Raw genomic sequence first — 19373 nt, 5'->3', positions numbered from 1 at the left:
CTTCGATGATGCGAGCGGCGCACGGAACGAGCGGCTGCCGCGCCACTCGCACTCCGCGCGGATTCCGCGTTATTGCCGCTGATAGATCTGCGCGCCGCCTTTGACGAACTCGACGGCCTTTTCCTCCATGCCCTTCGAGAGCGCGGCCTCGTCGGAGACGCCTTGTGCGGCGGCGAAGTCGCGCACGTCCTGTGTAATCTTCATCGAACAGAAGTGGGGCCCGCACATCGAGCAGAAATGCGCGACCTTCGCCGAATCCTTCGGCAGCGTCTCGTCGTGGAATTCGCGTGCCTTGTCGGGATCGAGGCCGAGGTTGAACTGATCTTCCCAGCGGAACTCGAAACGGGCCTTCGACAGCGCGTTGTCGCGCACCTGCGCACCCGGATGGCCCTTGGCCAGATCGGCCGCATGCGCCGCGAGCTTGTAGGTGATGATGCCTTCCTTGACGTCGTCCTTGTTCGGCAGCCCCAGGTGTTCCTTCGGCGTGACGTAGCAAAGCATGGCCGTGCCGAACCAGCCGATCATTGCCGCGCCGATGCCCGAAGTGATGTGGTCGTAGCCGGGAGCGATATCGGTCGTGAGCGGCCCGAGCGTGTAGAACGGCGCCTCGTCGCACCATTGCAGCTGCAAGTCCATGTTCTCTTTGATGAGCTGCATCGGCACATGGCCGGGGCCTTCGATCATGACTTGCACGTCGTGCTTCCACGCGGTTTGCGTGAGTTCGCCGAGCGTCTTCAGCTCGCCGAGCTGCGCTTCGTCGTTGGCGTCGTAGATCGAGCCGGGACGCAGGCCGTCGCCGAGCGAGAAGCTCACGTCGTAGGCCTTCATGATGTCGCAGATGTCTTCGAAATGCTCGTACAGGAAGCTTTCCTTATGGTGCGCGAGGCACCACTTCGCCATGATCGAACCGCCGCGCGAGACGATGCCCGTCATCCGGTTCGCCGTGAGCGGCACGTAACGCAGCAGCACGCCGGCGTGGATCGTGAAGTAGTCGACGCCTTGCTCGGCCTGTTCGATGAGCGTGTCGCGGAAGATTTCCCACGTCAGATCTTCGGCTTTGCCGTTGACCTTCTCAAGTGCCTGGTAGATCGGTACCGTGCCGATCGGCACTGGGCTGTTGCGGATGATCCACTCGCGCGTTTCGTGAATGTGCTTGCCCGTCGACAAATCCATGACCGTGTCGCCGCCCCAGCGGATCGCCCAGGTCATTTTGTCGACCTCTTCGCCGATCGACGACGTCACGGCCGAATTGCCGATATTGGCGTTGATTTTGACGAGGAAGTTGCGGCCGATGATCATCGGCTCGCTTTCCGGGTGGTTGATGTTCGCGGGAATGATCGCGCGGCCGCGCGCGACTTCCTCACGCACGAAATCGGGCGTGATTTCGCGCGCGGCGTCCGCGCCGAACGCGGCCGCACCGAATGCTTGCCCCGGGTGCTGGCGGCCCATCATCTGCGCGAGCTTGGCGCCGTTCGGACCGCTCGCGCGCAGGCTTTCGAGGTATTCGGCGCGACGCTGATTCTCGCGGATCGCGATGAATTCCATCTCGGGCGTGATGATGCCGCGACGCGCGTAGTGCATCTGCGTGACGTTGGCGCCGCCCTTGGCGCGGCGCGGGGTGCGGTGCAAGCCGGGGAAACGCAACGACGACGTGGCCGGATCGGCGGCGCGCTCGCGGCCGTATTGGCTCGTCAGACCCGACAGCGCTTCGGTATCGCCGCGCTCCTCGATCCAGCTCTGGCGCAGCGCGGGCAAGCCCGCGCGGATGTCGATCTTCGCTTGCGGGTCGGTGTACGGGCCCGACGTATCGTAGACATAGATCGGCGGATTCTTTTCGCCGCCGAAGCCCGTCGGCGTATCGGCCTGCACGATTTCCCGCATTGGTACGCGGATATCGGGGCGCGAGCCCGTCACGTAAATCTTCTGAGAATTGGGCAGCGGGGCGACAGCCGCGGCGTCGACGTGCGCTTCGGAGGACAGAAACTTCGGATTGGCACTCATGGGAATCTCCTGAATTAGGGCGCTAATGCAGGAGACGACAGGAAGGTCGGGCGGATGAGAGAAAGGCGCAGGGCCCGGTAGGCCCATACGCTTCCCTGCGCTGGCATTATCCAGATCAGGTTCAAAGGGTATTTCTCACCCGCGCGTACCGAGTGCGACGGCACGACGCAGGACCCCCGCGTTAGCATCGCAGAAGATACACCGGGCGGGCTGCCTTTGGCAACCGCGAGTCTTGGGCGCGAGTCTTGCGCGACGGCGCTGGATTGGCGCTGTCGCCATCACGGCGAAACCGGCGCGGCGAGCCTTGGCGTCCTGGAATCGACGCACCGCTGCCGCGTTTGCGGAGCGAGCGTTGCATAATGACGACGAATGCGCGAAATAGCCCCGCTGCGCCGCGCGCCCGTGTCCGAAACCTGTCGACCGACATGCCGCCTCGCATCGCCCGTTTCGCCCGTTTCGCCCGCGCCGCGCCGTTAGCGATCCTCGCCCGCGTTCGGTTGCCGCGCACGCACGGCGGGCGCATCGCGCTCGCGCTCGCCATTGTCTATTTCGCTTGGGGTTCGGCCTATCTGGCCGTGCACGTCGCGCTCGAATCGTTTCCGCCGCTGCTGCTTTCCGGACTGCGCAACTTAATGGCGGGGATCGGGCTGTTCGCCTTGGCGGCGCGTCGCCCATTCGTCTGGCCGACATCCGTCGAAATACGCAACGCCGGGATCGTGGGCACGATGCTCGTCGGATTCTCGAGCGGGTTGCTCGCGTTCGGGATGCGCAGTGTCGGCACGGGGACGGCGGCGGTGATGGTAGCGACGGTGCCGCTGTTCGCGACGGTGATCTCGGCTGTCGCCGGCCGGCCCATCGCGAAAGGGGAGTGGGTGGCCGTCGGGCTCGGCCTCATCGGGATCTTCATCCTCAATCGCGGCGATACGTCGAACTCGTCGACGAGCGGCGCCATCGTCATCTTGTGCGCCGCGCTGTTCTGGGCGGCGGGCGCGCATCTTGCGAGCCGCCTCGCCCTGCCGGCCGATCTGTTCTTATCGACGGCGTTGCAAATCGGCCTTGGCGGCGCGATCTCGACGCTGATCGCCGTGACGGGGGGCGAACGCGTCGGGCCGCTCGGCTTCGGCCCGTTTTTCGCGTTTCTCTACTTGATGGCGGTGGCGACGATGGCCGCATACGTCGCCTACGGCTTCTTGATTCGGCATACGAGCCCGATCGTCGCGAGTAGCTGTATGTATGTGAATCCGATCGTCGCGGTGGCGCTGGGCGCGCTGACGCTCGGCGAACCGGTGACCGGTGCCACGCTCGTATCGACCTGCGTGATTCTGGCTAGCGTAGCGCTTTCGTTTTGGTTCGATCGACGGCGGGTGAAGTAGGCGTGTATACGCGAGCAGACGGGGGCCAACCCGAGTCGTCGCCTCGCTAGGCTCCTGCCGCCGGGCCGCCCGGAAACGACGCATATTGGTATTGTTCGATGCGCGTCGGGGTATCGGCATACTCGCTATCGCCCGGCGTCGTGGTGACGCGTTTTACGAAACGCACGAATCCGTCGGGATCCTCTGGGCAGCCTTCGTCGGTTCCATCGGCTGGGTAGTAGTCCCAGTCGGTCTGAATGCCCTCGCGACCGGACCCTGGCGACGGCTCGACCCGCTTCGTGATGTTCTCGTATTCGTCAAATTCCGTTCCAGTTGTTTCGCTGCGTTGCGATGACGAATGACTCCAGGTCTTTGTGATCGATTTCGGTTTTTGGTATTGGGGAAGTTGACTCTCGAAGTCCGTTGCGTCTTGCACGTAGTAAGCGACATCGGTCGTGACCGAGTAGCCGTCTTGCTCTACTTGGTCCTGTATCAGCAGGTGATAGCAGTTGTATGTCCGGGTCGTCGCTATCTGCTTCGTTTGCTGTGTCGCGGCATCGGTAAACGTGCGAGTTTCCGTCGTCCCGTACAGGTAGTCTGCGTCGAAGTAGCCTAACAAATAATCGGTATCGGGACTCCAATCGCCGTTATCCTGACCGACGCCGAGGAAGTTGTAATCAAAGTACTCGTATGATGCGGTTAGCATCGCGCCGCCCGCACCTGGATTGCGCAGGTACGAGGCCGCACGGGGCAAAACAGGAAGCGATGCCGCTCCCGGGAAAGCGGCCCCGTGCATGTCGTCCGCCGAATACGTCACGATCTCCGTTAGGCCACCTGGCGAGGTCGCCTGTGTCAGCCACTGCCCCCAGCTTCCATCCCCAACGGTGTCGTACTCCAATGTCCATACTTGTGCGTCGCCAGTGCCTAACGATGGATTGCATACCTGCACCAGTTGATCATTGTCGAACGTCAGATTGACTTGGTATGTCTCGGCTTGGCCGGGTAAAAAGACGAATGACGTATTGTCGCCATCCTCGTAGTCGATTTGCAACAGCGTGGTCTGTTGGTCTGATACTTGTACCAACCTAGGAGCTGGCCACTGGGTATCGCCAGAGCCCGTGCTCCATGTCAATGTCAACGCGTACCCGAGATGATTGACGATTTGCTCCACGTATTTGAGATCCGACGGTGCATCGTCTCCGGCGAGAATCTCGATGCGCCCACTCTTATAAGCAACCTTGTAGCGGTAGCCGTTGCCGTCCGGCGACGGAATGCGGTTGAAGGTCACAACCTTCCGTATGTGCTGAGAGAGTGTCTCATCGTCTATCACGTATTGCTCGCCTGTGGAGAGCGTAAGGCGGCCGGGGTCGGTACTGGCATCGTACAGCGTGAGCCCAAGCGACATCCCGGTGCCGATGCCATCTGGAAGCGGGCCATTCAGTGATGTTAGAGGGGTGTAGCTCAGTGTAATTGGGATAGACGGACCTAACCCATTATTCCCGACAAGGTGCCCCAGCTTTATCGAGTAGTGGAACATGCCGGTTCGCATGTCGATGCCTCCCGACGATGCACTCGGGAAATTGCCGGCTTGTGAAAAGAAGCTCGATGAATCGCTCATGCTTATTCCTATCGGTGCTGTTTTTTATGGTAATGCAGGGAGGCGTAGGCTCCCCGGCTCAGGCGTTCACGACGGGAATACTCGGCCGCTTTCGACCCAGCCGGACGCCATGCTGACAGCGATGTCGTCATCGTACTCAATCTTAATTGTGGCTGTAAAATTGTTGCCCCATTGATCGAATATCCGAAGGTGACAGTTGTAATACGTTCCGCAGTTGTTGTAGTTTGTGTTGGCGTTGTGATTGTACATTTTGGTGACGCAAAGAGCGGGTTGCACGTCGTTGTAAGTTACAGTCGGGGTAAGATCGAATGGCAAAGCTAATGACGCATCTCCTTGTGGACCAATCGGCCATATGAAGAAGTGGTAAAACTCTTGGGTGGGTAGGTAAGTGCTTGTATCGTTGTAGACGTACGATCCACCCGCCCACTCTGGATTTACAGTGGCGTTCGGCATCGGTGGCCAGGCGGGAGGAGGGTTTTTTTCAGAGAGGCTAGGATCTATATTGAAGATGACGTTTTTAATGTATGCGGAGGATCTATTTATTAGAAAAAACGTGTTTTCTTGATTGTAGTCTTCGTCCTCTCCATCGTATTCGGGATACGTGTCCACGTAACGCGAGACCACGTCTTTCTGTACGTCATACGGGCTTGGGTCGCATATGCTGATGTGCGGGGGTTTTTGCAGTTGCTGGTCGCCGTTGTTCCAGACGTTAAAAGTTTGACTGCCTGATCCGTAGCCGGCTGCCTTTGCGTCGAACACGACCTTAAACCCGAGGTCGCGCGATTCCTCGTCAACGGTGGAGAGAAACATCGTAAACGCCGCGAGGTCAGGGTCCAGCGCCCGCTGGGTGTTTCGCTCGTCATGGGCGGCTGTCTTGGATTCAAAACTATTCTCGAGTTCACCATTGTATTGTATGTCGTAGCCATTGGTCTTGTCGGACCATGTCCACCCCGAACCGGATAGCTGGGCGCCGTTATCGTAGTCGATAAACGAGATCGTCGAGTATTTCTCAATGATATTTGGTGGAATGTGAGTGCCGTTATATAGCTTAAAGAAGACCGTTATCTTTATTTGATGATAGTTGTTGCGAATAAGATTTTGTGCGTTACTGGGTGAAATTGCCGGGTCCTGCATACTTATAGTGTTGCTGGAAACCGAGGACGGTGCGGTGTTCATTTTTGTATCCATGGTGATTGGGTATGAGTGTCGGAATTGTATCCTGGGTTGATGTGCGTGTACTTGGTATAATTAACAGGTTTTTGTGGATCAATGCGTGCGATCATGGATGTATGGGTGACCCGTTCCGTGTTGGTCGGCTGGCTAACCCACTGGCGTCAGGGTCAAATTTGATAACGATTCCGAAAAAAACCTTGCGTTCGCATGCGAGGGTTAAATCGTCGAAATATTTCCTGGCGAATGCATGGATCGGTAGTCGATTTATTGAATGTCAGTGGGGCGCTGAATGCCAATTCTCGCAAAGAAGATTTCTTACAGAGATGAGTCAATGGTGTTATGGGAGACCGAATTCGACTATGCGACCGATGCGGGCAATGCGGGACGATTAAGCTGTCGTAGACAAACGCACTACGCGAAAGATGCGCCCAGTCAATCGTTGACCGAGAGTTCAGTATTCACATGCGCAAACGACACAACCTTGCAGGGAGCGCTACTGCACGAACGTACCGTTAGCACGCACGACAACCTAAAGCGAAGCTCTAGTAGCAGTCGTTCGCAGTTCACCAGCAGGCTATGGAAGGTGGTCAACACGCAAGGGGTGACCGACACCGGTGACTACGATGGGCTTGGTCGGTTGATCGAACGTACGCAGGCAGTCGGTTCGAATTACGAATATGAAGCTGCCATTGACTACATCGTCACTGGTGGCACCGAGGAAGCGTTCCAGATTGTCCGGGCGGGCGGCAATTCGGAGGATTCGTCGCAACGGAACAAGGTATGTCAAGGCTTCGACGGGGCCGGCCGATTGGTGTACGTTCGAATCAACGACGTCGACGACGGCGTTTCGGAGGCGGATTACCAAATTCGATCGTACACCTATGACGAGTTGGGGCGCCTGGTGACTGCCTCGCAGGCCGACTGGCTGCTGGACCCAGAACAGTCGTGGTCCGCAACGACGACCGTCGGGTACAACGCGTGGGGCAAAGGATTTCGCATCGACCGTGACGACGGCAGCTACCGCATCAAAAGCCACGATCCGATTGGGTTGACCACGCTCGTGCAAATCGGCGGAAGCAATGAAACGGGCAGTGTCGAAGGAGGCCAGACGGTCATCACGTATGACGTCAGCAGGCGTCCGATCAAGGTGGCGCGCTATTCGAAGGACGCTGACGTTACCAAGGACACACCATACAGCAGCCAGGCGATGTCTTACGATGGTTTGCACAGGCTGCGAAGCAAGACTGATGCACTGGGCTATACGACGACGTACGAATACGACGCTGTTGGCCGTGTCATCAACACGACGTTGCCCTCGACGACAAACGTGAACGGACAGGTAACGCCAGGCGCGGTCGTGACGCGCACCTATCGCCCCGATTCGCGCGGTAAGGATGTAACCGAGATAAAACTCAATGGGCGCTCGGTGGGGGCGCGGCAGTTTGACGGCTTCGGCCGCCTCAAGTCCACGACGATTGGAGGCCGTCGGGCGCAATATGCTTATGACTCGGACAGTGACGTGCGGCCGAGTACGATCACCGCAGCAGACGGCGTCGCGCGTCGATACACATATGTAGCTGAACTTCGCAACAAAACCGCCTCCGTGGCTGCGCCATCAACCGATCCGTCGATCACGCAGGCGTTTGTGTACGACAAGCAAGGTCTGCTGTCGTCGTCGACGGAAGGGGCTTCGGTGAGGGACGACACGCCGCGAACTTCGGGACGTCCGAAGACGAAACAATTGACGCTCGACGGTATTGTCGCCACAGCGACTTATGATCTATACACGGTCGCCGGCAAGCTGTACCGGTATCTTCATGTCGACGGTGCGGTGCGTATTGTCAATCGCGACTCGTCTGGACGAGTCAGCGACGTAAGCGACGGCGCGGCGAAAGTGACGTTGCACCGCGATCCTGCTGGGCGAGTCACGGGATGGAGGACAGAGGCGCTCGAGGGCGAAGCGCATGTATTCGAGGTGCAGTTAGTGGTCGACGACTACGGGCGTGAGGTTTCCCGTACGCTGTTTGAAGACGCTTCGGTGCGGTGGCTTGTCGAGCAAGAGTGGAACAAGAACGATCTTCTCAGCACCCGAACAACGTATCACCTTGGTTCACAGTATCGCCAAGAGACATTCAACTATGACGAACGCCATCGCCTAATTCACTGGACCTGCACAGGAGCGTTGCCATGCGATTGCTATGGCAACGCGGTACAAGAGCAAAAGTTCTTTTTGGATTCATTCAACAACGTCACGAGCGCGACGACCAAGTTTAGCGACGGTACTGAAAATGTCGCTACTCTCGCATATGACGATGCGGCCGATCCATGCAAGCTCACGACGGTCAAGAACACTAACTCATCGCTTTCGTATCCGCTGTCGGCGACGATGAGCTATGACGCTGCCGGTCGCCTCAAAAATGATGGTATGGGCCAGGCTTTCGACTATGACGCGCTGGGGCGAATGACTTCGGCACAGAGCAACCTGACGGGACATAGCGGTGGCTACGCTTACGACGCGCTGAACAGAATCACCAAGCAAACGATAGAAGGCCAGCCGAATCCGTCCTTTTTTTACTACGAGGCGAACGCGCTCGTCAACGTCATCCAAGGCCAGCCGCAGCAGCCGTACACCAATGTCCGCATTCTTCGATCGCAAGCGGGATGTGCGTCCCAATATGTGGTGCGAAATGGCGCCGGAAGCGTATGGCTGGCCGGCTCGGAGACAACCGACTCTTTGCTGTATGCCAGCACTGATTCTTTGACGGAACAATTCAGCTACAGCCCGTACGGCGAAGAAAGACCTCAGGCGTGGCATACGGTGTTGGGCTACAGTGGCTTGCATCGCGATACGGTGTTGCCCGGTTATCAGCTAGGTAACGGATATCGGGCCTATCTGCCTGCGCTTATGCGATTCACAGCACCAGACAGTGCAAGTCCGTTCGGCAAGGGAGGCATTAACTCGTACGCATACTGTGCCGGGGATCCGATCAACAGACGAGATCCCACGGGCCACGCATTCTGGGATGACGTGGCTAACACGCTCGATGATATAAAAAACACGGCAGAAGGTTTTCTTCAGGACGTCGGGGATTTTCTGGGCAATGTCACGCGAGGACTGGCGCGGGGCCTGACTTGCTGTACCCCCGACTCGCAGGTCGAACCGACGGCGTCGAACTGGATGGAGGGCATCGGCGATGGGCTTGGGCAAGGAATCAACATGTTTGTTGCGGGGCCAGAAGCGGCCGAGGAAGAGGAGCTTGTCGACGGTGGCGCACAAGCGATTCGGGAGTCAATTGCCGAACTCGGAAATATCGGTGCAGACCTTCGAGGGGAATCGGATGGCGTTTTGCAGTCTTCAGTGGACGACTATCGTCCGCTGGAGAGCGAGGCAGGTGCCGGTGGAAACGCCGGCGCTGATGCCTTCGATTCGGAGGCGTGGGAGCGCCAGCAAGCACCCACTGCGCCGCGGCCCCCTGAGGACTACGACAGCGTGTTGGATATGGATAGTGGCGTGATAGAGCGTCAGCGGCAGTGGTTCGACGACGGCAACGCATATAGAGGCTCGCAGTTGCGCGACGTGCTGAGAGCTGGTGTAGAGAACAATGGGTTTGGCCCGAGAGATCAAGCTTGGCTGAGAAGGGAGCTAGCAAAGTACGACGTTTGGCGGATGAATCTGGACGACGGCGACTATTGGCCATGGCCAGAGCCCCGCTAGCCGATTGCCCGGACGATACATCGGAAAATCCGCTGACGTCGAGTCCGATTCAGTCCGTGCCGATGATTGCCCCGTGTGTGTCGGACCGCCGCATTAATCGATCAGCGTACCGTCCGTCTCGTAAAACGGAAAAGGCCCTTCGCCTTCGTCGACATAAGCGTGATGCGTCACCACGCCCGTTTCCGGCGCATATCGATGCAACGCGAAAGCGGGTGGCTCGAGGCGGAACGCCGAAGGCGCGTTCTCGCGCAGATCGAGCGCGACTTGATGCGCCGGAGCGGGCACGGCGGAAGCAATCGTCCCGGCGAAGCGCGTGAAGATGGGGCGATGGACGTGACCGCAGATCACGCGTTCGACGTTGGGATAGCGGCTGACGATCGCGGCCAGGCGTTCGCTCGATGCCGGATCCAGCCGCTGGCGGTCCATATGCCCGATGCCCGAGACGAACGGCGGATGATGCAGCGCGAGCACGACGGGTTTGCCTTGTGCTTGTGCCAACTGCGTGTCCAACCAAGCGAGGCGCGCCGCACACAAATGGCCGCTGCTTTGCTGCGGCATCTGCGAATCCAACGCGACGAGGCGCAACGGGCCGACGTCGACGGCGTATTGGACGAATTCGCCGCCGGACCGCAAATAGGCATGATCGGGGAAGACTTCGCGCAGTGCCCCCCGCTCGTCGTGATTGCCGACGAGCAAGTACACGGGCATCGTGAGCGGCGCAAGCAGCGTCTTGAGCGCCTCGTACTCGGCGAGCGTGCCCAAGTCGACGAGATCGCCGGTGACGACGACAGCCTCCGGCTTGGGCTCGAGCGCGACGAGCCGCGCGACGCAGCGTTCGAGATAGGCGGCCGTATCGACGCGCCGATACGCGAGCGCCCCGGGGCGCTTAATGTGCAGATCGCTGATTTGGGCCAGTAGCATGGGCAATCCTGTGTCTGTGTTGACGTGTGTCGTCGGCGCCGATCAAGGCAGTGCGATGAGCCCTTCGGGCGCGATTTCGATACCGACCGTGGCGCCGGGCGCCCACTCGCTGCGCCCCGCGACGTCGATCACGAGGGCATCGGGCGCCGCGCCCGTGACCGTGACGCGCGTACGCTCGCCGAGAAACGAGACCGTCTCGACGATCCCGCGCAGCGATGCGTCCTTCGGATCCACGAGCCGCCCGTCCTCGGGACGAAAGAACAGGTCTGCGCGAGCGCCGTGGCTTGCGGCCGTTCCGGCCGATGCCGGCAGGTTGCTCGGCCATTGTCCCGCGAGTCGATTGATCGTGCCGACGAACTGCGCAACGGCGCGGTTCGCCGGACGATAGTAGATGTCGCGCGGCGTGCCGATCTGTTCGATGCGCCCCGCGCTCATCACGACGATCCGATCGCCCAATTCCATCGCTTCGGCCTGATCGTGCGTCACATAGACCGTGGTGACGCCGAGGCCGCGCAGCAACGTATTCATCTCGCGCCGCAGCGCATCGCGCAGGCGTGCATCGAGGGCGGTCAGCGGTTCATCGAGCAGGAGCACGCGCGGCTCGCGGGCCAGCGCACGGGCCAGCGCGACGCGTTGGCGTTGTCCGCCCGAGAGCTGATGAATCGGTTTGTCGGCATGCGCTTCGAGCCGCATCATCGCGAGCAGTTCGTCGACGCGCCGCCGTGCGAGCGCCGGTTCGGCTTTCGCGATTTTCAGCCCATAGCCGACGTTGCCGCGCACCGTCAGGTTCGGAAACAAGGCATAGCTCTGAAACACCATGCCGACGTGACGCCGCTCGATCGGCAGGCGCGTCACGTCGTCGTCGCCGAAGCGCACGGTGCCGCCCGCATCCGGCGATTCGAGACCGGCGATGATGCGCAGTGTCGTCGTTTTGCCGCAGCCCGAGGGGCCGAGCAGAACCACGGTTTCGCCCGCGCCGATCGCGAGATCGAGCGGTTCGAGCACGCGCGTGCCGTGAAATGTCTTACCGCACTGCGCGAGCGCGATGGGGACGGGAGTGAATTTCATGTTGGCGGTAAGCGAAAATTAGTCGGCCTTGACCGAGGGACGACGTGCGGCGTCGGCGCGCTGGACGAGTTCGACTTGCCCCGCACCGAAACGCTGCATGGCGACGAGCAGCGGCATCGTCATCGCGAAAAAGAGGATCGTGTAGGCACTACCGACCTCGATGCGCAGCGAGGCGTAGGTGTCGGCTAGTCCCACGGGCAGCGTTTTCGTTTCCGGCGTGTGCAGCATCCACGTCAGATTGAATTCGCCGACGGACAGCGTGACCACAGCCAGTGCGCCGGCCACGATTCCAGGCCTCAAATTCGGCAGCACGACGGTAAAAAAGCGCTGAACGAATGTGGCGCCGAGGCTGGCCGCGCCTTCCTCGAGCGTACGCAGATCGGCGCTCGCCGCGACGGCCGCCACCGCGCGCACCATGAATGGCAACGTGAACACGACGTGGCCGACGACGATGAATGCGATGCTCATGCGAAAGGCCGTGATCCCGCCGTAGACGACGATGAGCGCGAGTGCGGATGCGAGGCCGGGTAGCGCGATCGGCAGCACGAGCAGCTCTTCGACGATGCGCGCCCAACGTGTCTTGCTGCGCGCCAGCGCGTAGGCCGCGGGCACGCCGGTGACGAGCGTGACGGCGAGCGTCGCCGCGGCGATTTCGAGCGAAAGGAAGACGGAGCCATGGTATTGCGCCCAGACTTGCGCGAGCCAGCGCAGCGTCAGCCCGCTCGAGATGCCGCGAAAGTAGTTCACGGTGAGCCCCGCCAAGATCGACATGACGACAGGCACAACGAGAAACGCGCACAGGCCGAACGTGACGAGCCATTGCCCGAGTGCGAGCAGTTTGCGCGGCGCGAGGCGCTCGGCAAGCCAAGACGGGGAGCGATCGAAGCGGGCCGTATCGGTGAGTTGATTCATGGCGGGCCTCACGCGGTGGCGGCGACGGCCGAGCCGGTCGCGCTGCGGGCGAGTGCCAGCACGAGCCAGGTCACGATCCCGAGAATGACAGACAGTCCCGCCGCGGTGATCATGTTCGCGTTCAAGGTGAATTCGGTATAGATGGTCATCGGCAGGACATCGATGTCGGTGGCGAGCGTGAACGCGGTGCCGAAAGCGCCCATCGCTGTCGCGAAGCAAATCGCCCCGGCAGCGACGAGCCCGGGCGCCAGGCCCGGCAACACGACGTCGCGCATGATCTGCCACGGCGAGGCGCCGAGCGAGCGGGCCGCCTCTTCGAGCGAAGGGTCGAGCTTCGTGGCCGACGCCATGACGGTGACGATCACGCGCGGAATCGAAAAATAAAGATAGCCGAGAAAAAGACCCGACATCGAATAGGCGAACACCCACCGATCGCCGGTGAGCTTTTGCGTGAGCGTGCCGATGAGGCCTTGGCGTCCGGCGAGCATGATGACCATGAAGCCCACGACCACGCCGGGGAACGCCAGCGGAAACGTGAGCAGGGCAACGAGGGAGCGTTTGCCGGGGAATTCTCGGCGCGCGAGCAGCAGGCCGGAGATCACCGACAGCACGAGCGTGGCGAACGTGACGGCGGCCGAGAGCGCGACGGTGGCGACGAGGCTGTTCATATAGCGCGCGTTGGTGAGCAGCGCGCGATAGGTGGCGACCGCGTCGCCGTTGCCGCTCACGTGAACGAGCACTGCCATCGGCAGCAGCCAGAATGCGATAAAGACGGCGAGCGCGGGCGCGACGAGGGCGATGCGCCAGCGTAAAGGAAAGGTAATGTCGTGCATGGTGATGACCGCTCGTGGAGAGGCCGTATCGGGTAAGACGGGTTGCGCGCGGAGCGTCGCAGCGTGAAGCGCGCCCGCGTGCAACGGATCGATGGGGCAATAGGTATCGGAGCAATGCCGAATCGATCGTGCCGCGGGCGAAGCTTCAGTGCATGACCTGCAAATATTGCTCGCCGAACGCCTGCTGTTTCTCGGCCATTTTGGCGAAATCGACGGGTTTGGCGCGCGCGTAGTCGCTCGCGGGCAGGAACTTGGCGGCTGCCTCCTTGCTCATCGCGCTGGCGCGTACCGGCCGCAGGAACGCATTGGCCCAAATTCTCTGGCCTTCGTCCGACAGCACGAAATCGAGCACCTTCTTGCCGTTCGCCTCATGGGGCGCGCCCTTCACGAGACTCATGACGTACGGCACCGAAATCGTGCCTTCGGCCGGAATCACGAACGCCACATTCGCGTGATCCTTGTACATGGCGCGATAGGCATCGAAGTCGTAGTCGAGCAAGATCGGAATTTCTCCCGAAAGCACGCGCGCGTAGGCCGTTTGCTTCGGAACGATAGGTCGATTGGCCTTGAGCTTGGCGAACCAGTCGAGCGCCGGTTTGAAATTGTCGAACGAGCCGCCCAGCGCTTGGTTCACGGCGACGGCGCCCGCATAGCCGACGAATGCGCTAGACGGATCGAGATAGCCGATCATCCCCTTGTATTCGGGCTTGAGCAAATCGGCCCACGAGCGCGGGACGGGCTTGCCCTCGAGCGCGTCTTTGTTGACGAAAAAGCCGAGCGTGCCCGAATGGATGGCGAACCAATACCCTTGCGGGTCCTTCAGCCCCGCGGGAATGTCGTCCCAATGCGCGGGCTTGTACGGCTGGATCACGCCCTTGTCCTTGGCTTGGAAAGCGGAGGACACACCGAGGTAGACGACGTCGGCAACAGGGCTCTTTTGCTCGGCGATCAGCTGGGCGATCGCTTGTCCCGAGTTCTTGTTGTCCGAGGGCACATGGATGCCCGTTTTATCCTGAATGGCTTTCAGCTCGCTGGCCCAGTCGGCCCACTCGGGCGGACAGTTGTAGGAGATGGCCGTTTGTTCGGCGTGGACTGCCGGGGCGAAGGCCCCGGCGAACGCGAGCAGCACGCCGGCTGCGCCGGCGACACGCGCGAGCCGTGCGAACGGTGCGCGAAGGCGAAATGAGCGACGTATCACTTAGAGTCTCCTTGCGGGACGAAAAAGAGAAGAATTTGACGTCGTGGGGAAGCGGCGCCGGCCCCTTGACGGCCGGCGCGAAAACCGAAGCTAAACTGAAGCGGCTGCTTCCCGGCGCTTACGCGGCGGGATGGGCAGGCGAGACGACGCCCGATGCGCCCGAGAGCGCGGCGATCGTCGCGCCTTGGCGCAACGTATGCGGCAGCGTGAGAGACAGGGACTCGCCGTCGTCGCCACCCTCGATGCGCGCCATCAACCGGCGCCACGCGGCGCAGCCGATTTCGCGGTTGGGCGTGCCGATACTCGCGAGCGGCGGCGACAGCAACTCGCCCATCGCCAGCCCGTCGAAGCCCAGGATCGACATATCTTCGGGCATGCTGTAACGCGCGCGGCGCAGCCCCCGCATGACGACCATGGCGAGCAGATCGTTGCTGCAAAAAAGGGCGGTGGGGCGAGCAGGGCCGGAGGTTAGGTGCGCGAGCACCGACGGCGCGAGTTCGTCCGCGTTGAAATCGACCTCGAGCGCGGGCAACGGCGTCAGACCCGCTTGGCGCATGGCCTCCGAGTAGCCGCGATAGCGCAGGCGGGCGCGGTCCGATTCGGCCAGCGTCCCGGCCAGCATCATCACGCGCTCGTGGCCGTGCTCGATCAACATGCGCACGCCGTCATAGGCCGCGCGACGATTGTCGACCGATACCGACGGCCGACGCACCGTGTCGTTATGCATGAGCACGTACTGCTTGCCGTCGCGGTCGAGTTCGTCGAGCAGCGGGTGCGTATCGGCATCGGCCACCGTCAGGATCAACCCCTCGACCCGCTGAGCGAGCAGCGTCTCGATCGCATGGCGCTCGCGCGCAGCGTCGTATTGGGTTGTCATCAGCATGAGCCGATAGCCCTGGGCCGCGGCCAGTTCGTCGATCCCTTGCAGGCATTCGGCGAAGACGGGGTTCGCGAGTGTGGGGAGCACGACGCCGACGAGGCGCGTGCGTTCGCCGCGCAGCTGCCGCCCGAGCGGACTCGGGCTGAACTGCAGCGCCGCGATGGCCTCGCGGATCTTCGCGAGCGTGACGCGATTCACCGTATGAGGCGCGTTGATCGCACGAGAGACCGTCGCGATGGAAAAGCCGGCGTACGCGGCTACGTCCTTGATCGTATGTTTCATTGCTGTCTGTACAGTCCGGTAGTGCTGGGCACTGAAAACGTTTACGCCGCAACGATTATCCGGGTCGATTATGACTGAGACATGACGCTTTTGCTCGGTATTTGGGCCGAAAAAAATGTTTTCTTAGCTTGGCTCATTTCTCGTCGATAGGCATAATCGGTCGCGATCGGACGCCTGCCGGCCGGCGGACGCCCGAAATATTCTTCCTCTCCCCCAACTTGTAGAAAGAAAGGATCGACGCGTGAGCCTTTGGTTTTTGTTTTTTCTAAGCGTCCTGCAGGGCGTCACGGAACTGTTCCCGGTCAGCAGCCTTGGCCATACGCTGCTGGCGCCGGCGCTGATCGGCATCCATATCGACAAGCATGCGCCGCAGTTGATTCCCTTCCTGGTGGCGCTGCACTTGGGCACGGCTTTTGCTCTCCTGTGGTACTTCCGCAAGCGCTGGGTGGCGCTCGTGGCCGGCTGGTTCGGCACGTTGGCCGGGCGACGCAGCGAAGAGGGCCATATGATGTGGGCGCTCATCATTGGCACGATTCCGGCGGGTCTCGTCGGTCTCCTGCTCGAGAAAAAACTCGAGCGGGTTTTTCACGACTTGCGGATCGTGGCGTTGGCGCTGGTGGTGAATGGCTTGCTGCTGTGGTTGGGCGATCGGCTGCAGCGCTCCCGCGCGCACCGTCCACCCGAGAACTTGACGTTCAAGCAGGCGTTCCTTGTGGGCCTTGCGCAAGTCGGCGCGCTAATCCCAGGCTTTTCGCGTAGCGGGCTGACGATGATCGCGGGCAACGCGGCGGGCTTGAGCGCCGAGAGCGCGGCCGAGTTCGCGTTCTTGCTCGGCACGCCGATCATCTTTGCCGCGGGGCTGCTCGAAATACCGAAGCTGTTCCATGCGCCGGGCCAATTGGGCAATGCGCTCGTGGGCGGCGTGCTGACGGCGATCGCGGCGTATTTGAGCGTGCGCTTCCTCATGCGTTATTTCGAAGGGCGGGGCCGTTTGGCGTCGTTCGGCGTCTATTGCATCTTGGCGGGCTTGGCCTGCTTTGCCTGGTTCATGGTGCACGGCCAACCGGTTTAACGCCGGAACTTTGACGCCGCGATCGGGCCGGGTGGGGATCGAGTATAATCTCGGCCCCCGGCCCTTGTGGCCGGCACGTCGTACAATCACGCCTTCGCCTCCCCATAGTTCAACGGATAGAACACGGGTCTTCTAAACCTGAAATCGAGGTTCGATTCCTCGTGGGGGGGCCACTTCGGGCCATGTCGCGCACGGGGGCGGCTTGTCCTGCAGCGTGCCATCCCTCCAACAGCGCGCCCGAATTCACAGCCGGTCTCGCGACGACAAAGCCGCGTCCCCACCTCGGTAACATCGCCCGTCCTTCGCGTCGTTGCTCGGACGCCGTGTCGCGCGGACTGCGCGCCGATCTGGCCATCCGGTCTACTATCCCGCCCGCTCCCCATACCCGATGATGCTTGCCTGGGCGCCCGCGCTGGCGCCTGGAGCGCGCGGCGAGAGCGTGCCGACGATCGGCGGCGCTCGGGCGATCCGATGCCGCTTCCGTCCACCCATTCTCGAGCGAGACACCGTCATGATGCCGAACGCGCGCGATTCGCGTCGCCCCCAGCCATCTGTCCGATTTTCCAGGCCAATCGTACCCTTCGAGGCCTTCTCCGGCGATCATCCGTCATTTCACGCACGCCTAACCGAGCTTGAACAAATGACGACCGATATCCGCGAACGCATGGCCCACGTCGAAGCAGGGTTTCACCACTTGGCAACGAAAAACGACGTCACGATCCTCGAATCCACGCTTCTGAAGTGGTTCATCGGCACCGCGATTGCCTTGACCAGTTTCGCGTTCACTGCAGCGAGACTGTTCAACTAAGCCGAGTTGCCGCGGTCCTGAGGGCATATCCAGGCCCCGGGCGGCGCGCATTCAATACCAAGGCTGCTCGTGCCGCCGGCTTATCGCGTCGGCGGCGTTGGGCGCTGGCTGACGTCGGGTGTGTCTCTAACGGGAGCCTGGCCCGGTTGCCTGTCCGTTTCAGGGCGGCTCTCGGGCGTGCGCGCCGGTGGCGTGCCTCGTCCTATCTCCGCCTGCGCTGGGTCGGTCTTGCCGACACTGGCCGGTTCCGCCATGGTGCTTGCCTCCTTTCGAGCAATGATCCCGCTAGCGAGACGCAGCAACGCGCACGCCGGGCAAGCCGTGCCTGCCGCATAGGCGCAGGGAGACCTTCCTGCCCGCTAGCGCCGATTGCATTGGGCTAACGGTGCGCGCTTCATTCGTCGATAGACGACGGATCGAACTTGCATTCGAATGGCGCCGCGCTTTTCGTGGTTGACGTTTTTCGGCTGCTTAGCACGTTTAATGTCGAATGAACTAGATTCGGCGAATTTTAGGACTAAGAGAAATCTGATTTTTGGGTTCCATCTCTTTTGGACAAAATGCGTGTAATAGAACGTTGTTGGGCGCTGCCGCTTGGGCTAGAATCGAACGAACCGAAAAAACGATCCTAGCGTGCAGTCCCGCGGTGTTGCCGGCCGAACGGGCATGCCCTGGGCTATTAAACCCTTTCCAATCGTTCGAGCAATAACCTGAGAGTTAATTTAGAGATATATGGTGCGTCCAGTTCATCGTTTGGTCGCCTAATCGTCCTTTCTAATTCGTGCATTACTTCGTCGCCGCACAATGAGGGTTGTTACATTACAGCGGCGGTCCTTTCATGTCGCAATGGCAATAGCGAGGATGAAAACGCATGACTCCCCGGCAAATCCTATTGATGTCCCGCCCCAGACACCGAATCCGCATTGCAGTGCTAGACGACCATCCGATCGTGTCGCTTGGCGTCTCCACTTATCTGCGCGATCACGCAGACTTCGAACTCGTGGCGAACGTCTCGACGATCGACGATCTATTCGCCGTCCTAGAGCACGAGCCGTGCGACGTCGCCCTCGTCGATTATTACCTTCCCGCGGATCGTCTCGACGGGGCGACGTTCATCAAACGCTTGCGCGTCGAGGCGCCGCCGCTGGCTATCGTGGTTTTATCGGCGGCCCGAGCAAGCGACGCGGAGTGCGTTTGCCATCGAGCCGGCGCGAACGGGTTTCTCGAAAAATCGACGCCTTTGCCCCTCATTGCCGAAGCGATTCGGCATGTCGTCGCCGCGCCGCGGAAATTTTTCGTCATGCGAGCGGGCGACGTACAAGCGCTTATTCCCCACGCGCGCGAAGACATGTTGTCCGCCGCCGAAATCGAGATATTGCGGTATATCGCGGAAGGGCTATCGGTGACGCAAACCGCCGCGAGGCTGCGCCGCAGCAAGAAGACGGTCAGCACGCACAAGCGCAGTGCGATGCGCAAATTGAGCGTAGCCGACGACCTCGGTCTCGCGCTCTTCCTCAAAGAGAAGTTCAAGGTCTGAGCG

14 protein-coding genes, 1 tRNA gene and 1 riboswitch are annotated in these 19373 nt (G+C 60.9%); of the genes, 6 read left to right on the top strand and 9 right to left on the bottom strand.

All coding sequences use genetic code 11. The features are described from left to right. Positions 1-69: 69 nt before the first annotated feature. Positions 70-2001, bottom strand: a complete 1932-nt coding sequence (gene thiC / locus ACTHN9_RS25510; protein WP_440539597.1) for a phosphomethylpyrimidine synthase ThiC — start codon at positions 1999-2001, stop codon at positions 70-72. Positions 2002-2076: 75 nt separating this feature from the next. Then, positions 2077-2188, bottom strand: a riboswitch (TPP riboswitch). Between the two features lie 238 nt (positions 2189-2426). On the opposite strand from thiC, the gene ACTHN9_RS25505 reads away from it, so the two are divergent. Beyond that, positions 2427-3374, top strand: coding sequence for an EamA family transporter (locus tag ACTHN9_RS25505; protein ID WP_440539621.1), 948 nt, complete (start codon positions 2427-2429; stop codon positions 3372-3374). 46 nt (positions 3375-3420) lie between these two features. On the opposite strand, the gene ACTHN9_RS25500 is transcribed toward ACTHN9_RS25505, so the two are convergent. Continuing rightward, entirely contained in the window at positions 3421-4971 is a 1551-nt protein-coding gene (locus tag ACTHN9_RS25500; RefSeq protein ID WP_440539596.1) for a hypothetical protein, read from the bottom strand. A gap of 66 nt (positions 4972-5037) precedes the next feature. Then, entirely contained in the window at positions 5038-6147 is a 1110-nt protein-coding gene (locus ACTHN9_RS25495; RefSeq protein ID WP_440539595.1) for a hypothetical protein, read from the bottom strand. A 286-nt stretch (positions 6148-6433) separates the two neighbouring features. Here ACTHN9_RS25495 and ACTHN9_RS25490 point away from each other — a divergent pair, with 286 nt between their 5' ends. Then, complete coding sequence (locus ACTHN9_RS25490) at positions 6434-9859, top strand: RHS repeat-associated core domain-containing protein (protein ID WP_440539594.1); 3426 nt, start codon at positions 6434-6436, stop codon at positions 9857-9859. Positions 9860-9952: 93 nt separating this feature from the next. Here the strand turns inward: ACTHN9_RS25490 and ACTHN9_RS25485 are convergent, their stop codons facing one another. The 6 genes from ACTHN9_RS25485 to ACTHN9_RS25460 all read right to left on the bottom strand — a co-directional run bounded on the left by ACTHN9_RS25485 (position 9953) and on the right by ACTHN9_RS25460 (position 15953). After that, a complete protein-coding gene (locus ACTHN9_RS25485) occupies positions 9953-10780 on the bottom strand; it encodes a phosphodiesterase (protein WP_440539593.1) in 828 nt (275 codons plus the stop codon). Between the two features lie 42 nt (positions 10781-10822). Then, positions 10823-11848 (bottom strand): ABC transporter ATP-binding protein, encoded by a 1026-nt coding sequence (locus tag ACTHN9_RS25480; protein WP_440539592.1) that lies wholly within the window; start codon positions 11846-11848, stop codon positions 10823-10825. Positions 11849-11866: 18 nt separating this feature from the next. After that, positions 11867-12760 carry an ABC transporter permease gene (locus ACTHN9_RS25475; protein ID WP_440539591.1) on the bottom strand — a complete coding sequence of 298 codons (894 nt, stop codon included), beginning with the start codon at positions 12758-12760 and terminating at the stop codon, positions 11867-11869. An 8-nt stretch (positions 12761-12768) separates the two neighbouring features. After that, positions 12769-13593, bottom strand: a complete 825-nt coding sequence (locus tag ACTHN9_RS25470; RefSeq protein WP_440539590.1) for an ABC transporter permease — start codon at positions 13591-13593, stop codon at positions 12769-12771. Between the two features lie 145 nt (positions 13594-13738). Continuing rightward, on the bottom strand, positions 13739-14791 hold the full coding sequence (locus ACTHN9_RS25465; RefSeq protein WP_440539589.1) for an ABC transporter substrate-binding protein: 1053 nt from the start codon (positions 14789-14791) through the stop codon (positions 13739-13741). Between the two features lie 118 nt (positions 14792-14909). Continuing rightward, positions 14910-15953, bottom strand: coding sequence for a substrate-binding domain-containing protein (locus ACTHN9_RS25460; protein ID WP_440539588.1), 1044 nt, complete (start codon positions 15951-15953; stop codon positions 14910-14912). Between the two features lie 241 nt (positions 15954-16194). Here ACTHN9_RS25460 and ACTHN9_RS25455 point away from each other — a divergent pair, with 241 nt between their 5' ends. From ACTHN9_RS25455 to ACTHN9_RS25440, 4 genes are all read left to right on the top strand, one after another. Then, positions 16195-17025 carry an undecaprenyl-diphosphate phosphatase gene (locus ACTHN9_RS25455; protein ID WP_440539587.1) on the top strand — a complete coding sequence of 277 codons (831 nt, stop codon included), beginning with the start codon at positions 16195-16197 and terminating at the stop codon, positions 17023-17025. A 98-nt stretch (positions 17026-17123) separates the two neighbouring features. Next, positions 17124-17198: transfer RNA gene (locus tag ACTHN9_RS25450), tRNA-Arg, on the top strand. 338 nt (positions 17199-17536) lie between these two features. Beyond that, a complete protein-coding gene (locus ACTHN9_RS25445) occupies positions 17537-17833 on the top strand; it encodes a hypothetical protein (RefSeq protein WP_440539586.1) in 297 nt (98 codons plus the stop codon). 871 nt (positions 17834-18704) lie between these two features. Further along, on the top strand, positions 18705-19370 hold the full coding sequence (locus ACTHN9_RS25440) for a response regulator (RefSeq protein WP_440539585.1): 666 nt from the start codon (positions 18705-18707) through the stop codon (positions 19368-19370). Positions 19371-19373 lie beyond the last annotated feature (3 nt).

The sequence above is a fragment of the Trinickia sp. genome, from assembly GCF_051953405.1.
In the GTDB taxonomy this organism is placed as follows: Bacteria; Pseudomonadota; Gammaproteobacteria; order Burkholderiales; family Burkholderiaceae; genus Trinickia.
Note: the sequence above shows the minus strand (reverse complement) of the source record. Positions and strands in the feature narration are given on the sequence as shown.